This window comes from Microbacterium sp. EST19A, from assembly GCF_019969685.1.
In the GTDB taxonomy this organism is placed as follows: Bacteria; Actinomycetota; Actinomycetes; order Actinomycetales; family Microbacteriaceae; genus Microbacterium.
Window position 1 is genome coordinate 1 of the sequence record NZ_JAHXYZ010000002.1, and the last position, 18,159, is coordinate 18,159.

The window sequence follows — 18,159 nt, forward strand, 5'->3', positions numbered from 1 at the left end:
CGATCGCCGCGGGCATGCCCGTGCTCGGAACCTGCGCCGGCCTCATCATGCTGGCCGACTCGGTGGTCGACGCCATCGACGGACAGGAGTCCTTCGGCGGGATCGACGCGGTCGTGCGCCGCAACGCCTTCGGACGGCAGGTCGAATCCTTCGAAGCCGAGCTCGTCGTGCCCGAGCTCGGCGACGAACCGGTCAAGGCCGCCTTCATCCGCGGTCCTGTCGTCGAATCGGTCGGTCCGGCTGCCACGGTCCTCGCGGCGCTGCCGGACGGGCGCGTCGTGGCGGTCGAGCAGGGCGGCCTGCTAGGGCTGAGCTTCCACCCGGAGATCACGGGCGAGAAGCGGTTCCACCTCCGGTTCCTCGATCGCGTCGGCATCCGCGACGCCGCTTCCGCCTAGCCCGCTGCCAGACGCCGGACCGCCTCGACCGTGCGGCTGATGTCGGCGGGGGTCGTCGCCCACGACGACATCGAGCAGCGGAGTGCGGCCCGTCCTCGCCACTCGGCGCCGGTGACCGCTGCCGTGCCGTCCGTCAGGATCGCGTCTCCGAGCGCGCGGGTCGCGGCATCCGACGCGGCCCGGAACATCACCTGCGTGTAACCGACGTCGTTGAGGATGTCGATCTCGTCGATCGATGCGAGTCCCGCGGCCATGGCGACGGCGTTGTCGTGCAGCCGATCGAGGAGGGCGGCGATGCCCGAGCGTCCGAGGCTGCGCATCGCCGCCCAGGCGGGAACGCCGCGCGCCCGCCGGGAGAGCTCGGGCGTCACATCCCAGGGATCGAGGCCGGAGTAGATCAGGTAGTCGCCGCCGGTGCGGAACGCCGCGATGGAGTCGGCGGGGTCGCGCACGATCGCCATCCCGCAGTCATAGGGCACGTTCAAGGTCTTGTGCGCATCCGTCGCCCACGAGTCCGCCTGCTCCATCCCCGCGGTGAGCGGACGCAGGGCATCGGATGCCGCCGCCCAGAGCCCGAATGCGCCGTCGACGTGCACCCAGGCTCCGTGCTCCTTCGCGATCGGGATCAGCGCACCGAAGTCGTCGAAGGCGCCGGTATGCACCTCGCCGGCCTGCAGGCAGACGATCAGCGGCCCTTCCGCGTCTGCGAGCACCCTCTCCAACGCGTCCGCGCGCATGCGCCCCTGGTCGTCGGAGTCCACGACCGTCAGCTCCGCGCGTCCTATTCCGAGGAAGCGTGCGGCGCGGTCGATCGATCCATGCCGATCCGCACCGACGACGAAGCGCAGCGGGGGAGCGCCGCGGAATCCCTGCTCCGCGATGTCCCAGCCCGCGCGCGCCATGACGGCGTGGCGCGCGGTCGCGAGACAGGTGAAGTTCGCGAGCTGTCCTCCTGTGACGAAGCCGACGCTGGCGGACGTCGGAAGACCGAACAGCTCCAGCATCCACTGTCCGGCGATGCGCTCCATGGCGACGGTCGCCGGGGTCAGCGTGGAGGAGCCGGAGTTCTGGTCCCAGGCGGAGACGAGCCAGTCGGCGGCGAGGGCAGCCGGATGCGTGGCGCCGATCACGAAACCGAAGAACCGCCCTCCCGGAATCGCGACCAGTCCGGGATCGGCCCGCTCGGCCATCTCGGCGATCACGTCGGCCGGGTCGACGCCATCCTCTGCCAGCGGTCCGCCGAAGACGGCGAGCATGTCGTCGAGCGACGCACGCGGCCACACCGGGCGATCATCGATCGAATCCAGGAAGATCGAGGCGGCGGTGTGGGCCGCCTCGAGTGCGCGCGCCCGCTCGTCGAGAGCATTCTCGTCCATGCGTCAGGACTACACCCGTGCGCCTCCCTGCGCCAGGGGCCCGAGCCGAGAAGACGGGGGCCTTCTCGCCGTCGCCGCGCTCTCGCCGAGGCGGACAGCGCGTGCCCTCGTGCCGGGCAGATCGCACGGCCACGGAGGGCGGGCCCGGTTGGTTAGACTGGACGACGCCCTGGGTGCGAGCTCCGGGGCGGATACGACGAGCGGAGACTTATGTCCGGGCATTCCAAGTGGGCGACCACGAAGCACAAGAAGGCCATCATCGACTCCCGTCGGGCGAAGTCGTGGGCCAAGCTCATCAAGAACATCGAGGTCGCGGCCAAGCTCGGCGGCGCCGACATGGCCGGCAACCCGACCCTGTTCGACGCGGTGCAGAAGGCCAGGAAGACCTCCGTCCCCAAGGACAACATCGACCGCGCGGTGAAGCGCGGTGCGGGCATCGGCGGAGAAACCGTCGAGTACCTCTCGATCATGTACGAGGGATACGGACCCAACGGCGTGGCTCTGATGATCGAGTGTCTGACCGACAACAAGAACCGCGCGGCGGCCGAGGTGCGCACCGCGCTCACCCGCAACGGCGGCACCCTCGCCGACCCGGGCAGCGTGGCCTACAACTTCAGCCGCAAGGGCGTGATCGTCGTCGGCTCCGAGGGCACGACCGAGGACGACGTCATGATGGCGGCACTCGAGGCGGGTGCCGAGGAGATCGAGCCGCACGCCGAGGGCTTCGAGGTCATCACCGAGGCCACCGACCTCGTCGCGGTGCGCAGTGCGCTGCAGGAGGCCGGGATCGACTACGAATCCGCCGACGTGGAGTTCGTGCCGAATCTCAAGGTCGAGATCGACGTCGACACCGCTCGGAAGATCTTCCGACTCATCGACGCACTCGAAGACAGCGAAGACGTGCAGAACGTGTTCACGAACTTCGATCTGACGCCCGAGGTCCAGGCGGAGCTCGAGAACGACGACGAGTGAGGCGAGCCTGACGCTCGTCGCCGATCGTCCGGCTTAGCCTGGGGGAGTGAGCTCCTCCCTGCGCGTCCTCGGCATCGACCCCGGCCTCACCCGGTGCGGGGTGGGCGTCGTCGACGTCGACGGATCGCGCCGCGGCACGCTCGTGCATGTGAGCGTGATCCGCTCGTCACCGGATGCGGAGATCGGCGACCGTCTCGCGATCGTCGCCGCCGGCATCCGCGCGGTCATCGCCGAGCATCGGCCGGATGCCGTCGCCGTCGAGCGGGTGTTCGCGCAGCAGAACACGCACACGGTGATGGGCACGGCGCAGGCGAGCGGTGTCGCCCTCCTCATCGCCGCAGAATCGGGGCTGCCCGCGGCCACCCATACGCCGAGCGAGGTGAAGGCGGCGGTCACCGGCTACGGCTCGGCCGACAAGCGGCAGGTGCAGGCGATGATCGCGCGGATCCTTCGCCTCGACGCTCCTCCGCAGCCCGCCGATGCCGCCGACGCCCTCGCCATCGCCCTGTGCCATGCCTGGCGCCGCGGCGGTGCGGTGGCGACCAAGGGAGCGCTGACGCCCGCCCAGCGGGCATGGGCCGACGCCGAGCGTGTCGCTCGAACATATCTACGAGCCACGCCCTAGGCTGGTCGGATGATCTCCTCTCTGCACGGTGTCGTCCTGCATGCGACATCCGATCAGGTCGTCATCGAGGTGGGCGGAGTCGGCTTCTCCGTCGCCGTCCCGACCGATGTCGCCCACACCGCGACGGTGGGGGAGCGCCTCCAGCTGCACACCAGTCTCATCGTCCGTGAGGACTCCCTGTCGCTGTACGGATTCGCCGAGCGGGATGAACTCGAGATCTTCGGTCTCCTGATCAGCGTCACGGGCGTCGGACCGAAGTCGGCGCTCGGTGTGCTGTCCCACCTCACCGTGGACCAGATCGCCGAGGCCGTCACCGCCGAGGAAGACGCACCGTTCCGGCGGGTCTCCGGCATCGGACCGAAGACGGCGAAGCTCATCGTGCTCCAGCTCGCCGGCAAGGTGCACCCGACCGCTGCGCCCCGGCGCGGCGCTGCCTCGACGGGCAACGACGTCGTCTCCCAGGTCGCCGCCGCGCTCGTGGGCCTCGGCTGGTCGGAGAAGGTCGCCACGGAGGCGGCCGCGCAGACGGCCGCCGACGCGACGGAAGCCGAGCGCGGCTCGGTCTCGTCGCTCCTGCGCCGCACGCTCGCGCTCCTGGGGCCGGCACAGGGAGGCCAGGCGCGTGTCTGACGCCCGTGACGCCACCGAGCCGGTCGACGACACCGAGCTCGCGATCGAGGGCGCCCTGCGCCCGGCCAGCCTCAGCGAGTTCGTCGGTCAGCAGAAGGTGCGCGGTCAGCTGCAGCTGCTGCTCGAAGCCGCGCGCATCCAGAGCCGCCCCGCCGATCACATCCTCCTGGCGGGGCCGCCAGGACTCGGCAAGACCACCCTGGCGATGATCGTCGCGCATGAGAGCGACCGTCCCCTGCGACTCTCCAGCGGTCCGGCGATCCAGCATGCCGGAGACCTGGCTGCCCTCCTGTCGAGCCTCGTGCCCGGCGAGGTCCTCTTCATCGACGAGATCCACCGCATGGCGCGCTCCGCCGAGGAGATGCTGTATCTCGCGATGGAGGACTACCGCATCGACATCATGGTCGGAAAGGGCGCCGGCGCGACGAGCATCCCGCTCGAGCTCGCCCCCTTCACGCTGGTGGGCGCGACCACGCGGTCCGGTCTGCTGCCCAACCCGCTGCGGGACCGCTTCGGGTTCACCGGTCACCTGGAGTTCTACGACGAGCGTGAGCTCGAGCAGGTCATCGAGCGGTCCGCGATGGTGCTCGGCGTCGACATCCCGCGCGATTCCCTGGCCGAGATCGCCCGCCGCTCGCGCGGCACTCCCCGCATCGCGAACCGTCTGCTCCGCCGCGTGCGCGACTACGCCCTCGTCCATGGAGACGGCTCGGCCACCATGCACGACGTGCGGGCAGCGCTGGAGCTCTACGACGTCGATGCGATCGGCCTGGATCGGCTCGATCGCGCGGTCCTCGAGGCGCTGGTCCGGCGCTTCCGCGGCGGCCCGGTGGGCCTCAGCACCCTCGCCGTCGCGGTCGGCGAGGAGGGGGAGACCGTCGAGAGCGTGGTGGAGCCGTATCTCGTACGGATCGGCTTCCTCGGCCGCACTCCACGGGGTCGGGTGGCGATGCCGGAGGCGTACGCGCATCTCGGTGTCCCGCACCCGGACGGGACGCTTCGTCTTGATGACCTATAATCGCTGAAGACTTCCCGGATATCTTCGTGCGCCCAAACGCTGGTGCGTGCACCTGAGAAAGGCGCTTCCCCCATGCCCATGGAATTCATCCTCTTCGGACTTCTCGCCGTCCTCCTCGTCTTCATGATCTTCAACACGCGCAAGCGCACGAAGGCGATGAAGGCCGAGCAGGAGGAGAAGGCGACCAAGACCGTCCCCGGCGTCAAGGTACTGATGCAGGGCGGCATCTACGGAACGATCGTCGCGTACGACCCGGAGGACCTCGATACCCCGGCCCTCGTCGAGATCGCGCCCGGAACCATCATCGAGGTCCACAGCCAGGCCATCCTCCGCATCGTCGAGCCGAAGGACGTCATCGTCGAGGACTCCGTCATCGACGAGCCCGTCGACGTCGTCCACGACGACATCGTGGTGGACAAGACCGACGCTCCGGCGATCGAGACGACCGAGGAGACGCGTGCGCGCCTCGAGCGGGACGCAGACGACAAGTAAGACCGCCGCCAGCGCTGCCTCCCGCATCTCCGGCATCTCAGAAAGCTGAACACACGTGGCTTCATCCTCTCCGGTCCGTCACGCCTGGCGGGTCCTCCTCGGCCTGCTCCTCGTGACGGGCGTGCTCTTCGGCATCAACTCGCTGGGCGTCTTCGTCATCAAGGACGCCAACGGGGAGGCGGCCAGCTCGTGGGCACCTGAGCTCGCCCTCGACCTCCAGGGCGGCACCCAGATCGTCCTGAGCGCCGAGACCGAAGACGGATCTGCGCCGTCGTCGGAGCAGCTCGACCAGGCCGCGGCCATCATCCGCCAGCGTGTCGACGCGTCGGGCGTCGCGGAGGCCGACATCACGACCGAGGGCGGACAGAACATCGTCGTCCAGATCCCGGGTGTCGCCGACGAGCAGACCCGCGAGCGGATCCAGTCCAGCGCGCAGCTCGAGTTCCGGCCGGTGCTCGCCACCAACGCCGCGACGAGCGACTTCGTGGGTGAGGACGGCAACTCCACGCCCTATCCGTCGCCCGATCCCTCGCTCAACGCGACGCCGACCGTCGAGCCGACGGACGCCAGCGACCTGTCCTGGGTGACGGAGAAGCTCGCGGCGGAGTTCCAGGCCTACGACTGCGCCAACCCCGACAACGACCCGGCCCGCGCCCCGAAGGACGAGCCGGTCATCGCCTGCTCGCCCGACGACGCCCAGAAGTTCCTCCTCGGTCCGGCCGAGCTCGACGGCACGGCCATCACGGATGCCTCCGCCGGACGTGACCCGAAGTCGGGCGCCTGGCTCGTGCAGCTCACGATGAGCGGCTCGGGCGGCGACGCCTTCGGCGTGGTCAGCACCCGACTGAACCAGAACCGCATCGACGGGCTGTCGCCGCGCGACCAGTTCGCGTTCGTGCTCGACGGCGACGTGCTCAGCGCGCCGCGGATGAACGGCGTGATCCTCGACGGTCGCCCCAGCATCTCGGGAAGCTTCACGCAGGAGAGCGCCACCACCCTCGCCGACCAGCTGAAGTTCGGCGCGCTGCCGCTCAGCTTCGTCGTGCAGAGCTCCGACACCATCTCGGCGACCCTGGGTACGCAGCAGCTGCAGATCGGCCTCATCGCCGGACTCATCGGCCTCGCGCTCGTCGCCATCTACTCGCTCATCGTCTATCGAGCACTCGGAACCGTGATCATCGCCTCCATCGCGGTGATGGCCGTGCTGACGTACGTGATCATCTGCATCCTGGCCTGGCGACTCGGCTTCCGCCTGTCGCTCGCCGGTGTTGCCGGTCTGATCGTGTCGATCGGCTTCACGGCCGACTCGTTCATCGTGTACTTCGAGCGAATACGAGATGAGCTGCGCGACGGCAAGTCCATCACCTCGGCGGTCGAGGACGGATGGGGACGCGCGAAGCGCACGATCTACATCTCGAAGTCGATCAACATCCTCGCGGCCGTGGTGCTCTACATCCTCGCCGATGCCACGGTGAAGGGCTTCGCGTTCACGCTGGGTCTCACGACCCTGATCGACGTGTTCATCTTCGTGATCTTCACGCACCCGGTGATGCAGCTGCTGGCCCGCACGCGGTTCTTCGGCGGCGGGCACAAGCTCTCCGGTCTCGACCCCGAGGCGCTCGGTGCCGTGTACCGCAGCCGCTCGCAGTTCCGCGAAGTGGCGACCACGACGACCGGCCGCGGCGCGAAGAACGCCCGAGCTCGCGGCGAGGCGGATCGTCGACAGACGATCGCCGAGCGCAAACGCGCCGAGGCCCTCGCGGGCGACAGATCCACCAACGCCGACAGTTCTACCGATGGAGCCAGGGAGGGAGACGCCTGATGCCTTCCATGAATGAGTTCGGCAACAACCTGTACTCGGGGAAGACCTCTTTCCCGTTCGTCGGCAGGCGTCGCCTGTGGTTCATCATCGCCATCGCGCTCGTCGTCGGCTCCGCACTCGTGCCGCTGTTCCGTCCGGTCCAGTTCTCGATCGAGTTCACCGGCGGATCGCAGTTCACGGTGCAGGCACCCGACAGCCGCGACCAGGACACCGCGACCGAGGCCGTGCAGTCCGTGGTCCCGGGAGCCGCCACCAAGGTGGTCGTCGTCAGCGACCGCGACATCCGGGTGCAGACCGACCAGATGAGCGCCGACGAGACGCAGCAGGTCGCCAGCGCCCTCGCGGATGCCTACAAGGTCGATGCGGAGAGCGTCACGTCGTCGTTCATCGGCCCGGCCTGGGGTGAGAACGTCACGAGGCAGTCCCTCTGGGGTCTCGCGATCTTCCTGGCGCTGACCTTCCTCATCCTGGCGATCTACTTCCGCACCTGGAAGATGTCGGCTGCGGCGATCATCGGCCTTCTCGACGTGCTGGTGATCACGGTCGGCGTCTACGCGCTGGCCGGCTTCGAGATCTCGCCCGCGGCGGTGATCGGGTTCCTCACGATCCTCGCGTACTCCCTGTACGACACGACGGTGGTGTTCGACAAGATCAGGGAGAACACGACGGAGGACGGGGAGAAGTCCGCGCGATTGTTCGGCGAATCGGTCAACCTCGCCGTGAACCAGACACTCGTGCGCTCCATCAACACGTCCGTCGTCGCGGCCCTGCCCGTCGGCGCGGTGCTCTTCATCGGCGCCTTCTGGCTGGGTGCCGAGTCGCTCACCGACATCTCGCTGTCGATCTTCGTCGGCATCCTCGTCGCGACGTACTCGACGCTGTTCGTCGCCGCACCGCTGTACTCGCTGTTCCGCGAGAACGAGCCGCAGATCAAGGAGCGCGACGCGCGCATCCGCGAGGCCCGCAGCAAGGCGGACGTCAACGCCTGATCGTTCCCTCTCGGCGGGAGCTCGTCCCGCACAGCACGCGTAAGATGAGAAGATTCGGGAGGTGAGTGGATGGCGGAGCCGCAGACGTCGTCGCAGGGTTCCAGTCTGCGACGACTGGTTCCCCGCATCTTCTCCCGCGCGTCCAGGATCAACGATCTCGACAACCTGATCCGCACCGTCCGCGCCAATCACCCGCGCGGCGACTTCCCCGTCATCGAGCGCGCGTACGCGGTCGCCAAGGAGAAGCACGAGGGGCAGAAGCGGCAGAGCGGCGAGCCATACATCACGCACCCGCTCGCGGTCGCGCAGATCCTCGCCGAGATGGGGCTCGGGCCGCGCGCGATCGCGGCAGCCCTGCTGCACGACACGGTCGAGGACACCGGTTACGCACTGACCGACCTCACGGCCGAGTTCGGCGACGAGGTCGCGATGCTGGTCGACGGCGTCACGAAGCTCGATAAGGTCAAGTACGGCGAGAGCGCGCAGGCCGAGACGGTCCGCAAGATGATCGTCGCGATGTCGAAGGACATCCGCGTGCTGCTGATCAAGCTGGCCGACCGCCTGCACAACGCGCGCACGTGGGGCTTCGTCCCGCCGGAGAAGGCGGCGAAGAAGGCCAAGGAGACCCTCGAGATCTACGCGCCGTTGGCGAATCGACTCGGCATCCAGGCCATCAAGTCGGAGCTCGAGGATCTCTCGTTCGCCGTGCTGCATCCGAAGATCTACAACGAGATCCACAGCCTGATCGCGCAGCGCACCCCTCAGCGGGAGAAGTACCTGGCGCAGGTCGTCGAGGAGATCGACGAGGACCTGCGTGATCTCCGCATCCGCGGGAAGGTCGTCGGACGCCCGAAGCAGCTGTACTCCGTGTACCAGAAGATGGTCATCCGGGGCCGCGAGTTCGACGACATCTACGACCTGATCGGCATCCGTGTGCTCGTCGCCTCCGTGCGCGACTGCTACGCGGTGCTCGGCGCGATCCACGCCCGGTGGACGCCGCTGCCCGGCCGCTTCAAGGACTACATCGCGACCCCGAAGTTCAACCTCTACCAGTCGCTGCACACGACCGTCATCGGTCCTGCCGGCCGTACGGTCGAGATCCAGATCCGCACGCACGAGATGCACCAGCAGGCGGAGTACGGCGTCGCCGCGCACTGGATGTACAAGGAGCGGATGAACGGCGGCGGCAAGACCGAGGTCCGCGCCTCCGACACCGACATGGCGTGGCTCGCGCACATCTCCGACTGGCAGGCCGAGACGGCCGACCCGGGGGAGTTCCTCGACTCGCTGCGCTTCGAGATCGGCGCGAAAGAGGTCTACGTCTTCACGCCGAAGGGGCGGGTGGTCGGACTCCCCGCCAGCGCGACCCCGGTGGACTTCGCGTACGCCGTGCACACCGAGATCGGCCACCGCACCATGGGCGCCAAGGTCAACGGGCGCCTGGTGCCGCTGGAATCCGAGCTGAAGAGCGGCGACGTCGTCGAGGTGTTCACCTCGAAGAACCCGGATGCCGGCCCCAGCCAGGACTGGCTCGGATTCGTCGCCAGCACGCGAGCGCGCAACAAGATCCGCGGCTGGTTCACCAAGGAACGCCGCGAAGAGGCCATCGAGCAGGGCAAGGAGGCCATCGCCCGCGCGATGCGCCGCCAGAACCTGCCCCTGCAGAAGCTGATGAACCAGGACTCGTTCGCCGAGGTCGCGCATCAGCTGCACTACGAAGACGTCTCGGCGCTGTACGCCGCCGTCGGCGAGGGACACGTCTCCACGCAGTCGGTGCTGGAGAAGGTCACCGCCCTCGTCGCCTCGAGCGATCCTGCGTCCGAGACCATCGACCTCCCGGGAAGCGTTCCCACCCGCGAACCGCGATCGGGTGACTCCGGTGTGCTGGTTCGCGGTGCCGCCGACATCCTGGTCAAGCTCGCCAAGTGCTGCACGCCTGTGCCCGGCGACCCGATCGTCGGCTTCGTCACGCGCGGCAGCGGCGTGTCCGTGCACCGGGCGGACTGCGTCAACGTGAAGGCGCTCGGCGCCGAGCAGGATCGGTTCGTCGACGTGTCGTGGGCGCCGACCACGAAGAGCGTCTTCCGCGTGCAGATCCAGGTCGAGGCGCTGGATCGCTCCGGCCTGCTGTCGGACGTGACGCGTGTCCTCAGCGAGCATCACGTGAACATCCTGTCGGCGACGGTGACGACGAACGACGAGCGTCTGGCGCTCAGCCGCTTCGTGTTCGAGATGGGTGACGCCGTGCATCTGGATCGCGTGCTCAACGCGGTCCGGCGGATCGACGCCGTCTACGACGTTTACCGCGTCACGTCGTCCTGACGACCAGCCGTTCGAGCGCGGCCAGTCCGGCACGGCTCCCGGGCACGCGCCGGAGCGATCGGACGGACGCGGCGGCCTCCGAGGCGAGTCCGGGGAACACCCGGGCGAGGTGATCCATCCAGGGAAGCACTCTCGGGTCGCGGTGCAGCGTCGTCGCGAGGTCGAGCAGGGTCCGCACCGGTGTCGACACCGCGATGCCGGCGATCATCTGCTGGTCGGATGCCGCGAGCAGGGTGTCGTGGAACACGAGGCGCCCGCTGGTCTGCGGCCGGAGCCGCCGGTCCGCCGAGCGCTTCACGTGGTGCACGGCCGGGGGAGCGTCGCCGGCACCGTGGATCCACGCGGCGGTCGGACCCGAGGCCGCTGTTCCGGGGCGCACCAGCGAAGCCAGCGTGCTGGCGCGGACCTCGGCGGTCTCGACGAGATCGGCGGGCACATAGGCCTCGCCGAGGTCGATGACGTGGCCGTCGATCCGCGCTGCGCTCAGTTCCGCCGGACTCAGTCGACTTCCGGGCAGATACAGGAACGCGGGGTGCATCCGGCCAGTGTGGCCCAGTGCACCCCGCGTGCGAGTGATCGCGGGCGACCTGTGGAGAACCGGGTCAGCCGCCGAGCGCGCTGAGCCAGGTGCGGCGTGCCTCCAGGGCGTCGGCCGCGGTCTTCGCCGCCTTCTTGTCGCCGGCCTTCTCGGCTGCCGCCAGTTCGGACTCGAGCTTCTCGATGGCCTCGAGCAGCTGCGAGCTCATGTCGTTGGCGCGTGCCTTGGTCTCCGGGTTGTTCTTCTTCCAGTCGACTTCCTCGCGGGCTTTCAGCGCGCTCTCGATCACGCGGAGCCGGTCGTCGAGAGCACGTTCCTTCTCGCGCGGGAAGACGCGTCCGAGCTCGTCCCACTGCTGCTGGATGCGCGTGAGCAGGGCGCGGGCGCGCTTGATGTTCGACTCGTCCGCCACCGCCTTGGCTTCTTCGAGGAGAGCCTCTCGGGCCTCGATCTTGGGACCGGACTCGGCCTCCTCCGCGGCGGCCTGCTCGGCGCGGGCGGCGTAAAGTGCGTCGCCGGCCGCCTTGAAACGCGCCCAGAGAGCGTCGTCGGCCTTGCGTCCGGCCCGACCCGCGGCCTTCCATTCGTCGAGCAGGTTGCGGTACGCGGGGATGCCGTCGGTGCCGCGGGGCGCGAGGGCCTCGGCGCGCTCGACCAGGCGGGACTTCGCGTCGCGGGCGACCTTGTGGGTGTCGTCGAGCTCGGAGTAGAACGCGCGCCGCTGTTTGTCGACGACCGCGCGAGCATCCCGGAATCGCTTCCAGAGCTGCTGCGAGAGGCCCTTCGACAGGCGAGGACCCGTCTGCTGCTGCGCCTGCCAGGTGTCGAAGAGCTCACCGAGCTCCGCGGTCACCTGCTTCCACTGCACCTTGCTGAGGTCGCGGGCGGCGATGGCTTCGGCCCGCTCGACGAGGAGCGTCCGCTCGGCGATGGCCTTGTCGACGAGTTCCTTGGCCTGCTGGGCCTCCTGCTCGGTCGCCTCGGACAGCGAAGCCGTGAGCGCGTTCAGGCGGTCGCGGAGTCCGGCGAGGTCGCCGACGGCGGCGGCATCCGTCGCTTCGTCGATCAGGTGACCCGCCTGCTTGGCGAGGTCGCCGGCCGAGGCGCCACCGGCCTGCTGACGCTGCTCGAGAGCGTGCACCTTGAAGGCGATGTCGTCGAACTTGCGCACGAAGTAGGCGAGAGCCTCATCGGGAGTGCCGTCCGGGTACTGGCCGACGACGCGCCAGGCATCGCCTTCGCGCACCTCGACGGTGCCGTCTTCGGAGACACGACCCCATTCAGCCGAGGACGACGAGGATGCCGGGACCGACGCGACGGGTGCGGCGGCAGCGGGGGCCGGCACCTTTCGCGGCATCGGCTTGGCCGGGGGTGCGGGAATGGGAGGAGTCGGCTTCGACGGCTCGTTGGCAGACACGGTGATTCTCCTTGCGCGGTAGGGCCCGCGGGAGGCGGAAAGGACGAGGCTCAGCCTAGTACGCCCGCGGGTTCAGGGTGAGGTCGCGGACTTCGCACCTCACCGTTACCGATCTGTGAGGAGAACGTTCGACGGGCGAAACATCCAGCGTCCTCTGCGGGAAACATGGCGCTCCTATCGTCACGAGAGCGACAGTCCCCCCGCGTCGACAGGAGCCCCATGAACGACACCGCATCCACGCCGCACGAGATCATCGTCGTCGGAGCGGGGATGGTGGCCCATCGTTTCGTGGAGAGTCTGCTCAGCCGTGCCGACGCCGACGTCCGGGTGACCGTGATCGGAGACGAGGGGCGTGGCCCGTACGACCGCGCGGCGCTGACGAGCTTCTTCTCCGGCACGGCGGCCGACGAGCTGGAACTCGACCGTTCCGTCTTCGCCGACGCGCGGGTGCGCCTGATCTCGAACGACAGGGTGCTGCGCATCGATCGTTCCCGGCGTGCGGTGCGCACCCGCTCACGGCGGCGCTATGACTACGACACGCTCGTGCTCGCGACGGGCTCGTACGCCCCGCGCGTGGCGGTGGAGGGCGCGGACGTTTCCGGGTGCTTCGTGTATCGGACGCTCGAAGACGCCGAGCAGCTGCAGGAATTCGTGGCGCGGCGCCGGCGCATCCTCGGTCGTCGGCTGCGGGGTGCGGTGATCGGAGGCGGGCTGCTGGGACTCGAGCTCGCCGGTGCGCTCCAGGGGATGGATGTGGACACGACGGTGGCCGAGCATTCGGATCGGCTGATGCCCGCCCAGCTCGATCCGGCGGGCGGCAGGATGCTGAAGAGCGTGGCCGAGGCGCGGGGCCTCACCGTGCGCACGCAGGCGCGCACGGTGACGATCGATCCCGACGAGTCGGGCGCGGTCACCGCGGTGGAGTTCCAGGACGGGTCGTTCCTGCGGGTGGATGTGGTGGTCTTCACGGTGGGCGTCCGTCCGCGCGACGAGCTGGCACGGAATGCGGGACTCGATGTGCACCCGCGGGGCGGCGTGCTGATCGACGAGGGGTGCACGACCTCCGATCCGCGCATCCTCGCGGTCGGCGAGGTCGCGAACTTCGACGGCCGGTGCGTGGGGTCGGTAGCACCCGGATATGCGATGGCCGAGGTCGCCGCGACACGCCTGCTCGGCGGGCAGGCGAGCTTCCCCGGGTACGACGAGTCGGCTGCCCTGAGGCTTCCGGGCGTCGAGGTCGCGAGCTTCGGAGATGCGCACGGCCGCACGCCCGGCGCGTTCGACGTCGTCCACTCCGATCCGGGTGCGGGGATCTACCGGAAGCTCGTGCTCTCCGCAGACGCGCAGACGCTGCTCGGCGCCATCCTCGTCGGCGACGCGAGCGAGTACGGCGCGCTGCGGCCTCTGGTGGGTGCCAAGCTCGGCGCGGATCCCTCCGCCTACCTCCTGGCGCCCGGCGATCATGTCGTGGAGACGCTGCAGAACGACGGCACGTACACGGTGATCCCGAGTGTGCCGGGAGGACGCGTGACACCGGATGCACTGATCGCCATCGGACAGATCGCGAAGGACTTCGGACTGCAGCCGAGCATCGTGGACGGACATCGCATCGATCTGCGCGGCGCCCGTCTCGAGCAGCTGCCGCGGATCCGGCAGCGTCTGGTCGACGCGGGGCTGGAACGGTGCGACACCCCGATCGTGCCGGCGCCGACCACGACCTCGCTCGGGAGCGTGTCGATCGAGCGCCACCCCCTCCGGGAGCGCGCATGAGGCTCATGCTCCGGCGTCGGGCGGCAGGCGCACCCCGCGCGAGGGCGCACCCGGCGCGGGTGGGGCGCGTCGATGTGGTCGGCGGCGGACCGGGGCCCGCGGATCTGATGACCCTGCGCGCACACCGCCTGCTGGCGGAGGCCGATGTCGTCGTCGCCGATCGGCTCGGCCCGACAGACGAGGTGCGCACGAGTCTGGATCCCGACGTGCTGCTCATCGATGTGGGCGGAGGGCCGGGGCGCGATCCGATTCCGCAGGCGCAGATCAACGCGCTGCTCGTCGCCCATGCTCGAGCCGGCATGCGCGTCGTCCGGTTGAAGGGTGGGGATCCGTTCCTTCTCGGCCGCGGCGGCGAGGAGGTGTTCGCCTGCGAAGCCGCCGGCATCCCCGTCTCCGTGACACCCGGCGTCAGCAGCGCGATCTCGGCCCCGCAGGCGGCAGGGATTCCCGTGACGCATCGCGGCGTGGCGTCCGCCCTGCACGTCGTGAACGGTCAGGGTCCCTTCACCCGGAGCACTCTCGCCTCGCTCGCCGACCCGTCCGTGACCACCGTCGTGCTGATGGGCGTCGCCGCTCTGCCGCGTCTCGTCGATGCGGCCCTGGGGCACGGCGTCCCCGCCGAACGACCGGTCGCGATCGTCGAGAACGGGCACAGCCCGCGCCAGCGCACCGTGCGCAGCACGCTCGGAGCCGTCATCGACGAGGCTGCTGCGGCGAGGGTGACGAACCCCGCTGTCATCGTGATCGGCGATGTCGCCCGCGCCGGCCTGTTGCTTCCGGCCTCGTCGCCGTATGCGGAGAGCGCCATCTGACGACGCCGCGGTCGCACGGGCCCGTCGACGCGGTGGTCGCTCCGGCTACTCCGCCGGGGTGTCCGACGGGATCGGCACGGGCGTCTCGGTCGGTGCCTCGGACGGCGGGGTCGAGGGCTCGACGGTGGGCGTCGGCGTGGGCTCCGGTGCGGTGACCTGGGCGTGCACGACCTGGCTGCCGATCGCCGCGATCACGATGAGGGCTCCGACGACACCGGCGATGACGTTGTCACGCGTGCGGCGGCGCAGCTGACCCTGATGCCAGATCGTGCGCGCGGTGTGCAGACGGGTACGGCGCTCGGCCTGAGCGCGCTCCTGCCTGGTTGTCCTCGAACCGCGTGCGGCCATGCCCGATCTCCCATCCGTGCGACTGTGCGCGACGTCGCCTCAGAGCCTACCGTCGGCGGCGGTGTACCTTGAGCGTCACCCCGGTGTCGTGACCCGCCAGTAGCCTGGTGGGATGACGTCCCCTGCCGCGCTGCTCTCCGGGCAGACGCCTCTCGCCGTGCGCATGCGCCCGGTCTCGCTCGCCGAGGTCGCCGGTCAGCGTCACCTTCTGCGAGCAGGTTCCCCCATCGTCGCGCTGGCCGACCCCGAGGCGACGTCGCCCGGCGCGGTGTCGATCATCCTCTGGGGCCCTCCTGGCACGGGCAAGACGACGCTCGCGCAGGCCATCGCCCGGTCGTCAGGGCGCCGCTTCGTCGAGCTCTCGGCCGTCACGGCGGGGGTCAAGGACGTGCGCGAGGTGATGCAGGAGGCGATCACCCAGCGCGACCTCTACGGACAGACGACGATCCTCTTCCTCGACGAGATCCACCGCTTCACGAAGGCCCAGCAGGATGCACTGCTGCCCGGTGTCGAGAACGGCTGGGTGATCCTGATCGCGGCGACGACGGAGAACCCGTCGTTCTCGGTGATCTCCCCGCTGCTATCGCGTTCGCTCCTGCTCACGCTGCAGCCGCTCACCGACGACGACATCGCCCTGCTCGTCGATCGCGCGGTGGGCGACGCCCGCGGGCTCAACGGCGCGGTCGCGTTGAGCGACGAGGCGCGCGCGGCTCTCGTCCGGCTCGCCTCCGGCGATGCCCGCCGTGCCCTCACGGGACTCGAGGCGGCCGCGGCCGTGGCCCTGTCGCACTCCTCCGACGCGAAGGCCCCCAAGGGCAAGAAGAAGGCCTCCGACGCGAGCGTCGTGCCCGCGGTGTCCGCCGACGATGTCTCGCAGGCCGTCGACAAGGCGCTGCTGCGGTACGACCGTCAGGGCGACGAGCACTACGACGTGATCAGCGCGTTCATCAAGTCGATCAGGGGCTCCGACCCCGACGCCGCGCTGCACTACCTCGCCCGAATGATCGAGGCGGGGGAGGACCCTCGCTTCATCGCCCGCCGGCTCGTGATATCGGCCTCGGAGGATGTCGGTCTCGCCGATCCCCAAGGACTCGTCATCGCGGTCGCCGCCGCCGACGCCGTCGCCTTCATCGGGATGCCGGAGGGGCGGATCCCGCTGGCCGAGGCGACGGTGTACCTCGCGACGACGGCGAAATCGAACGCCGCGTACGTCGGCATCGACGCCGCGATCGCCGACATCCGCAACGGCGGCTTCGGCCGTGTGCCGGTGCATCTGCGCGACGCGCACTACCCCGGAGCCAAGCGCCTGGGGCACGGCAAGGGCTACGTGTATTCGCACGACAGCGAGTACGGCATCGTGCCGCAGCAGTACCTTCCCGACGAGCTCGACGGCCGGCGATACTACGAGCCGAAGTCGCTGGGCGCGGAGCGCGATGTGGCCGCGCGGCTCGAGCGGATCCGCCGCATTCTCGGCGATCGTTGACGCCGCCGGCCATCTGTTAGACTTGACCGGCTCGAAACCGAGTTTTCGGGCATCTCCTCGTTCACACCACACCTTGATGGCGCCCCGGCGTGCGCTCCCAGGCAGAACGCGGACGATACGTCCGTGAGTCGTGAAAGACGCGACCACGTCATCGGAAGGACAGCTTCGTGACCACGAAGTCCCAGGACCGCCGCAAGGTCCGGCTCAGCCGTGCCCTCGGCATCCCGCTCACCCCGAAGGCCGCCCGCTACCTCGAGAAGCGTCCCTACGCTCCGGGTGAGCACGGCCGCACGAAGCGCAAGGCCGACAGCGACTACGCCGTCCGTCTGCGTGAGAAGCAGCGTCTCCGCGAGCAGTACGGCATCCGCGAGAAGCAGATGCGCAACACGTTCAACGAGGCGCGTCGTCACGACGGCCTGACCGGTGAGAACCTGGTCGAGCTCCTCGAGATGCGTCTCGACGCGCTCGTCGTGCGTTCGGGCTTCGCCCGCACCACGGCTCAGGCCCGCCAGCTCGTCGTGCACCGTCACATCCTCGTCGACGGCCAGCTCGTCGACCGCCCGTCGTTCCGCGTGAAGCCGGGTCAGCTCATCCACGTCAAGGCCAAGAGCGAGGGCACCGAGCCCTTCCAGGTCGCAGCAGCCGGCGGTCACGCCGAGGTCCTGCCTCCCGTTCCCGGCTACCTCGAGGTCGAGCTCGACAAGCTCCAGGCCCGCCTGGTCCGTCGTCCGAAGCGCGCCGAGGTCCCCGTGACCTGCGAAGTGCAGCTCGTCGTCGAGTACTACGCAGCTCGCTGATCCAGCGAGAGAGCGATTCGCAGAAGGCGTCGGGGCAACCCGACGCCTTCTGTCGTTTCCGCCTACGATGGAGAAACCGCGCCTTCGCGGATCAAGGGCAAGGATGGTGACATGAAGAACGTGCGTTGGTTCCTGGTCGGTCTGGTCGGCGGATTCGTCGTCGCTCACTTCATGAACAAGGACCCGCGTGGTCACGACATCCTCGCCGAGGTCGACGCCCGGATCAACGGATTCACGGCAGCCCTCGGCGACGCCTACCGCGAGCAGGAGGCACGGCTCACGGAGCCGGGCAAGAACTGAACCCTCGCCGCACCTCGGTGCGGCATCCTCACGCAAGGACACCCGGCACG

At 69.2% G+C, this 18,159-nt stretch carries 18 protein-coding genes; 14 read left to right on the top strand and 4 right to left on the bottom strand.

Going from position 1 to position 18,159, the window contains the following annotated elements:
* A partial coding sequence (gene pdxT / locus LC452_RS09955) for a pyridoxal 5'-phosphate synthase glutaminase subunit PdxT (RefSeq protein WP_223624751.1) occupies positions 1-398 on the top strand: 398 nt, incomplete at its 5' end.
* Here pdxT and LC452_RS09960 read toward each other — a convergent pair.
* Positions 395-1,774: an aminotransferase class V-fold PLP-dependent enzyme gene (locus LC452_RS09960; RefSeq protein WP_223624752.1), complete on the bottom strand. Its 1,380-nt coding sequence runs from the start codon at positions 1,772-1,774 to the stop codon at positions 395-397. The genes pdxT and LC452_RS09960 overlap by 4 nt on opposite strands.
* A 210-nt stretch (positions 1,775-1,984) precedes the next feature.
* Here LC452_RS09960 and LC452_RS09965 point away from each other — a divergent pair, with 210 nt between their 5' ends.
* The 8 genes from LC452_RS09965 (at position 1,985) to LC452_RS10000 (ending at position 10,644) form a co-directional block, all read left to right on the top strand.
* Entirely contained in the window at positions 1,985-2,746 is a 762-nt protein-coding gene (locus tag LC452_RS09965) for a YebC/PmpR family DNA-binding transcriptional regulator (protein WP_223624753.1), read from the top strand.
* Positions 2,747-2,792: 46 nt separating this feature from the next.
* Entirely contained in the window at positions 2,793-3,371 is a 579-nt protein-coding gene (ruvC, locus tag LC452_RS09970) for a crossover junction endodeoxyribonuclease RuvC (RefSeq protein ID WP_223624754.1), read from the top strand.
* 9 nt (positions 3,372-3,380) lie between these two features.
* Positions 3,381-4,001, top strand: coding sequence for a Holliday junction branch migration protein RuvA (gene ruvA / locus LC452_RS09975; protein WP_223624755.1), 621 nt, complete (start codon positions 3,381-3,383; stop codon positions 3,999-4,001).
* Positions 3,994-5,019: a Holliday junction branch migration DNA helicase RuvB gene (gene ruvB / locus LC452_RS09980; protein ID WP_223624757.1), complete on the top strand. Its 1,026-nt coding sequence runs from the start codon at positions 3,994-3,996 to the stop codon at positions 5,017-5,019. Before ruvA ends, ruvB begins: the two co-directional genes overlap by 8 nt.
* A gap of 72 nt (positions 5,020-5,091) precedes the next feature.
* Positions 5,092-5,511 carry a preprotein translocase subunit YajC gene (gene yajC, locus LC452_RS09985; RefSeq protein ID WP_223624759.1) on the top strand — a complete coding sequence of 140 codons (420 nt, stop codon included), beginning with the start codon at positions 5,092-5,094 and terminating at the stop codon, positions 5,509-5,511.
* A gap of 55 nt (positions 5,512-5,566) precedes the next feature.
* A complete protein-coding gene (gene secD / locus LC452_RS09990; RefSeq protein ID WP_223624761.1) occupies positions 5,567-7,333 on the top strand; it encodes a protein translocase subunit SecD in 1,767 nt (588 codons plus the stop codon).
* On the top strand, positions 7,333-8,322 hold the full coding sequence (gene secF / locus LC452_RS09995) for a protein translocase subunit SecF (RefSeq protein WP_223624763.1): 990 nt from the start codon (positions 7,333-7,335) through the stop codon (positions 8,320-8,322). Before secD ends, secF begins: the two co-directional genes overlap by 1 nt.
* Positions 8,323-8,391: 69 nt before the next feature.
* Positions 8,392-10,644, top strand: a complete 2,253-nt coding sequence (locus LC452_RS10000) for a bifunctional (p)ppGpp synthetase/guanosine-3',5'-bis(diphosphate) 3'-pyrophosphohydrolase (RefSeq protein WP_223624765.1) — start codon at positions 8,392-8,394, stop codon at positions 10,642-10,644.
* Here the strand turns inward: LC452_RS10000 and LC452_RS10005 are convergent.
* Positions 10,631-11,182, bottom strand: a complete 552-nt coding sequence (locus LC452_RS10005) for a type IV toxin-antitoxin system AbiEi family antitoxin (RefSeq protein ID WP_223624767.1) — start codon at positions 11,180-11,182, stop codon at positions 10,631-10,633. The two genes, LC452_RS10000 and LC452_RS10005, sit on opposite strands and share 14 nt — an antisense overlap.
* A 64-nt stretch (positions 11,183-11,246) precedes the next feature.
* Positions 11,247-12,599, bottom strand: a complete 1,353-nt coding sequence (locus LC452_RS10010; protein ID WP_223624769.1) for a DUF349 domain-containing protein — start codon at positions 12,597-12,599, stop codon at positions 11,247-11,249.
* 219 nt (positions 12,600-12,818) lie between these two features.
* Between LC452_RS10010 and LC452_RS10015 the strand changes: the two genes are divergently transcribed.
* Positions 12,819-14,369, top strand: a complete 1,551-nt coding sequence (locus LC452_RS10015) for an FAD-dependent oxidoreductase (RefSeq protein WP_223624771.1) — start codon at positions 12,819-12,821, stop codon at positions 14,367-14,369.
* Positions 14,366-15,181 (top strand): uroporphyrinogen-III C-methyltransferase, encoded by an 816-nt coding sequence (gene cobA / locus LC452_RS10020; RefSeq protein WP_223624773.1) that lies wholly within the window; start codon positions 14,366-14,368, stop codon positions 15,179-15,181. Before LC452_RS10015 ends, cobA begins: the two co-directional genes overlap by 4 nt.
* A 45-nt stretch (positions 15,182-15,226) precedes the next feature.
* On the opposite strand, the gene LC452_RS10025 is transcribed toward cobA, so the two are convergent.
* On the bottom strand, positions 15,227-15,529 hold the full coding sequence (locus LC452_RS10025; protein WP_223624776.1) for a hypothetical protein: 303 nt from the start codon (positions 15,527-15,529) through the stop codon (positions 15,227-15,229).
* A gap of 112 nt (positions 15,530-15,641) precedes the next feature.
* Between LC452_RS10025 and LC452_RS10030 the strand changes: the two genes are divergently transcribed.
* The 3 genes from LC452_RS10030 to LC452_RS10040 all read left to right on the top strand — a co-directional run bounded on the left by LC452_RS10030 (position 15,642) and on the right by LC452_RS10040 (position 18,109).
* Positions 15,642-17,012 carry a replication-associated recombination protein A gene (locus tag LC452_RS10030; RefSeq protein ID WP_223624777.1) on the top strand — a complete coding sequence of 457 codons (1,371 nt, stop codon included), beginning with the start codon at positions 15,642-15,644 and terminating at the stop codon, positions 17,010-17,012.
* Between the two features lie 167 nt (positions 17,013-17,179).
* A complete protein-coding gene (gene rpsD, locus LC452_RS10035) occupies positions 17,180-17,809 on the top strand; it encodes a 30S ribosomal protein S4 (RefSeq protein ID WP_136056777.1) in 630 nt (209 codons plus the stop codon).
* 111 nt (positions 17,810-17,920) lie between these two features.
* Complete coding sequence (locus tag LC452_RS10040) at positions 17,921-18,109, top strand: hypothetical protein (protein WP_136056776.1); 189 nt, start codon at positions 17,921-17,923, stop codon at positions 18,107-18,109.
* The last annotated feature ends 50 nt before the right edge of the window (positions 18,110-18,159 follow it).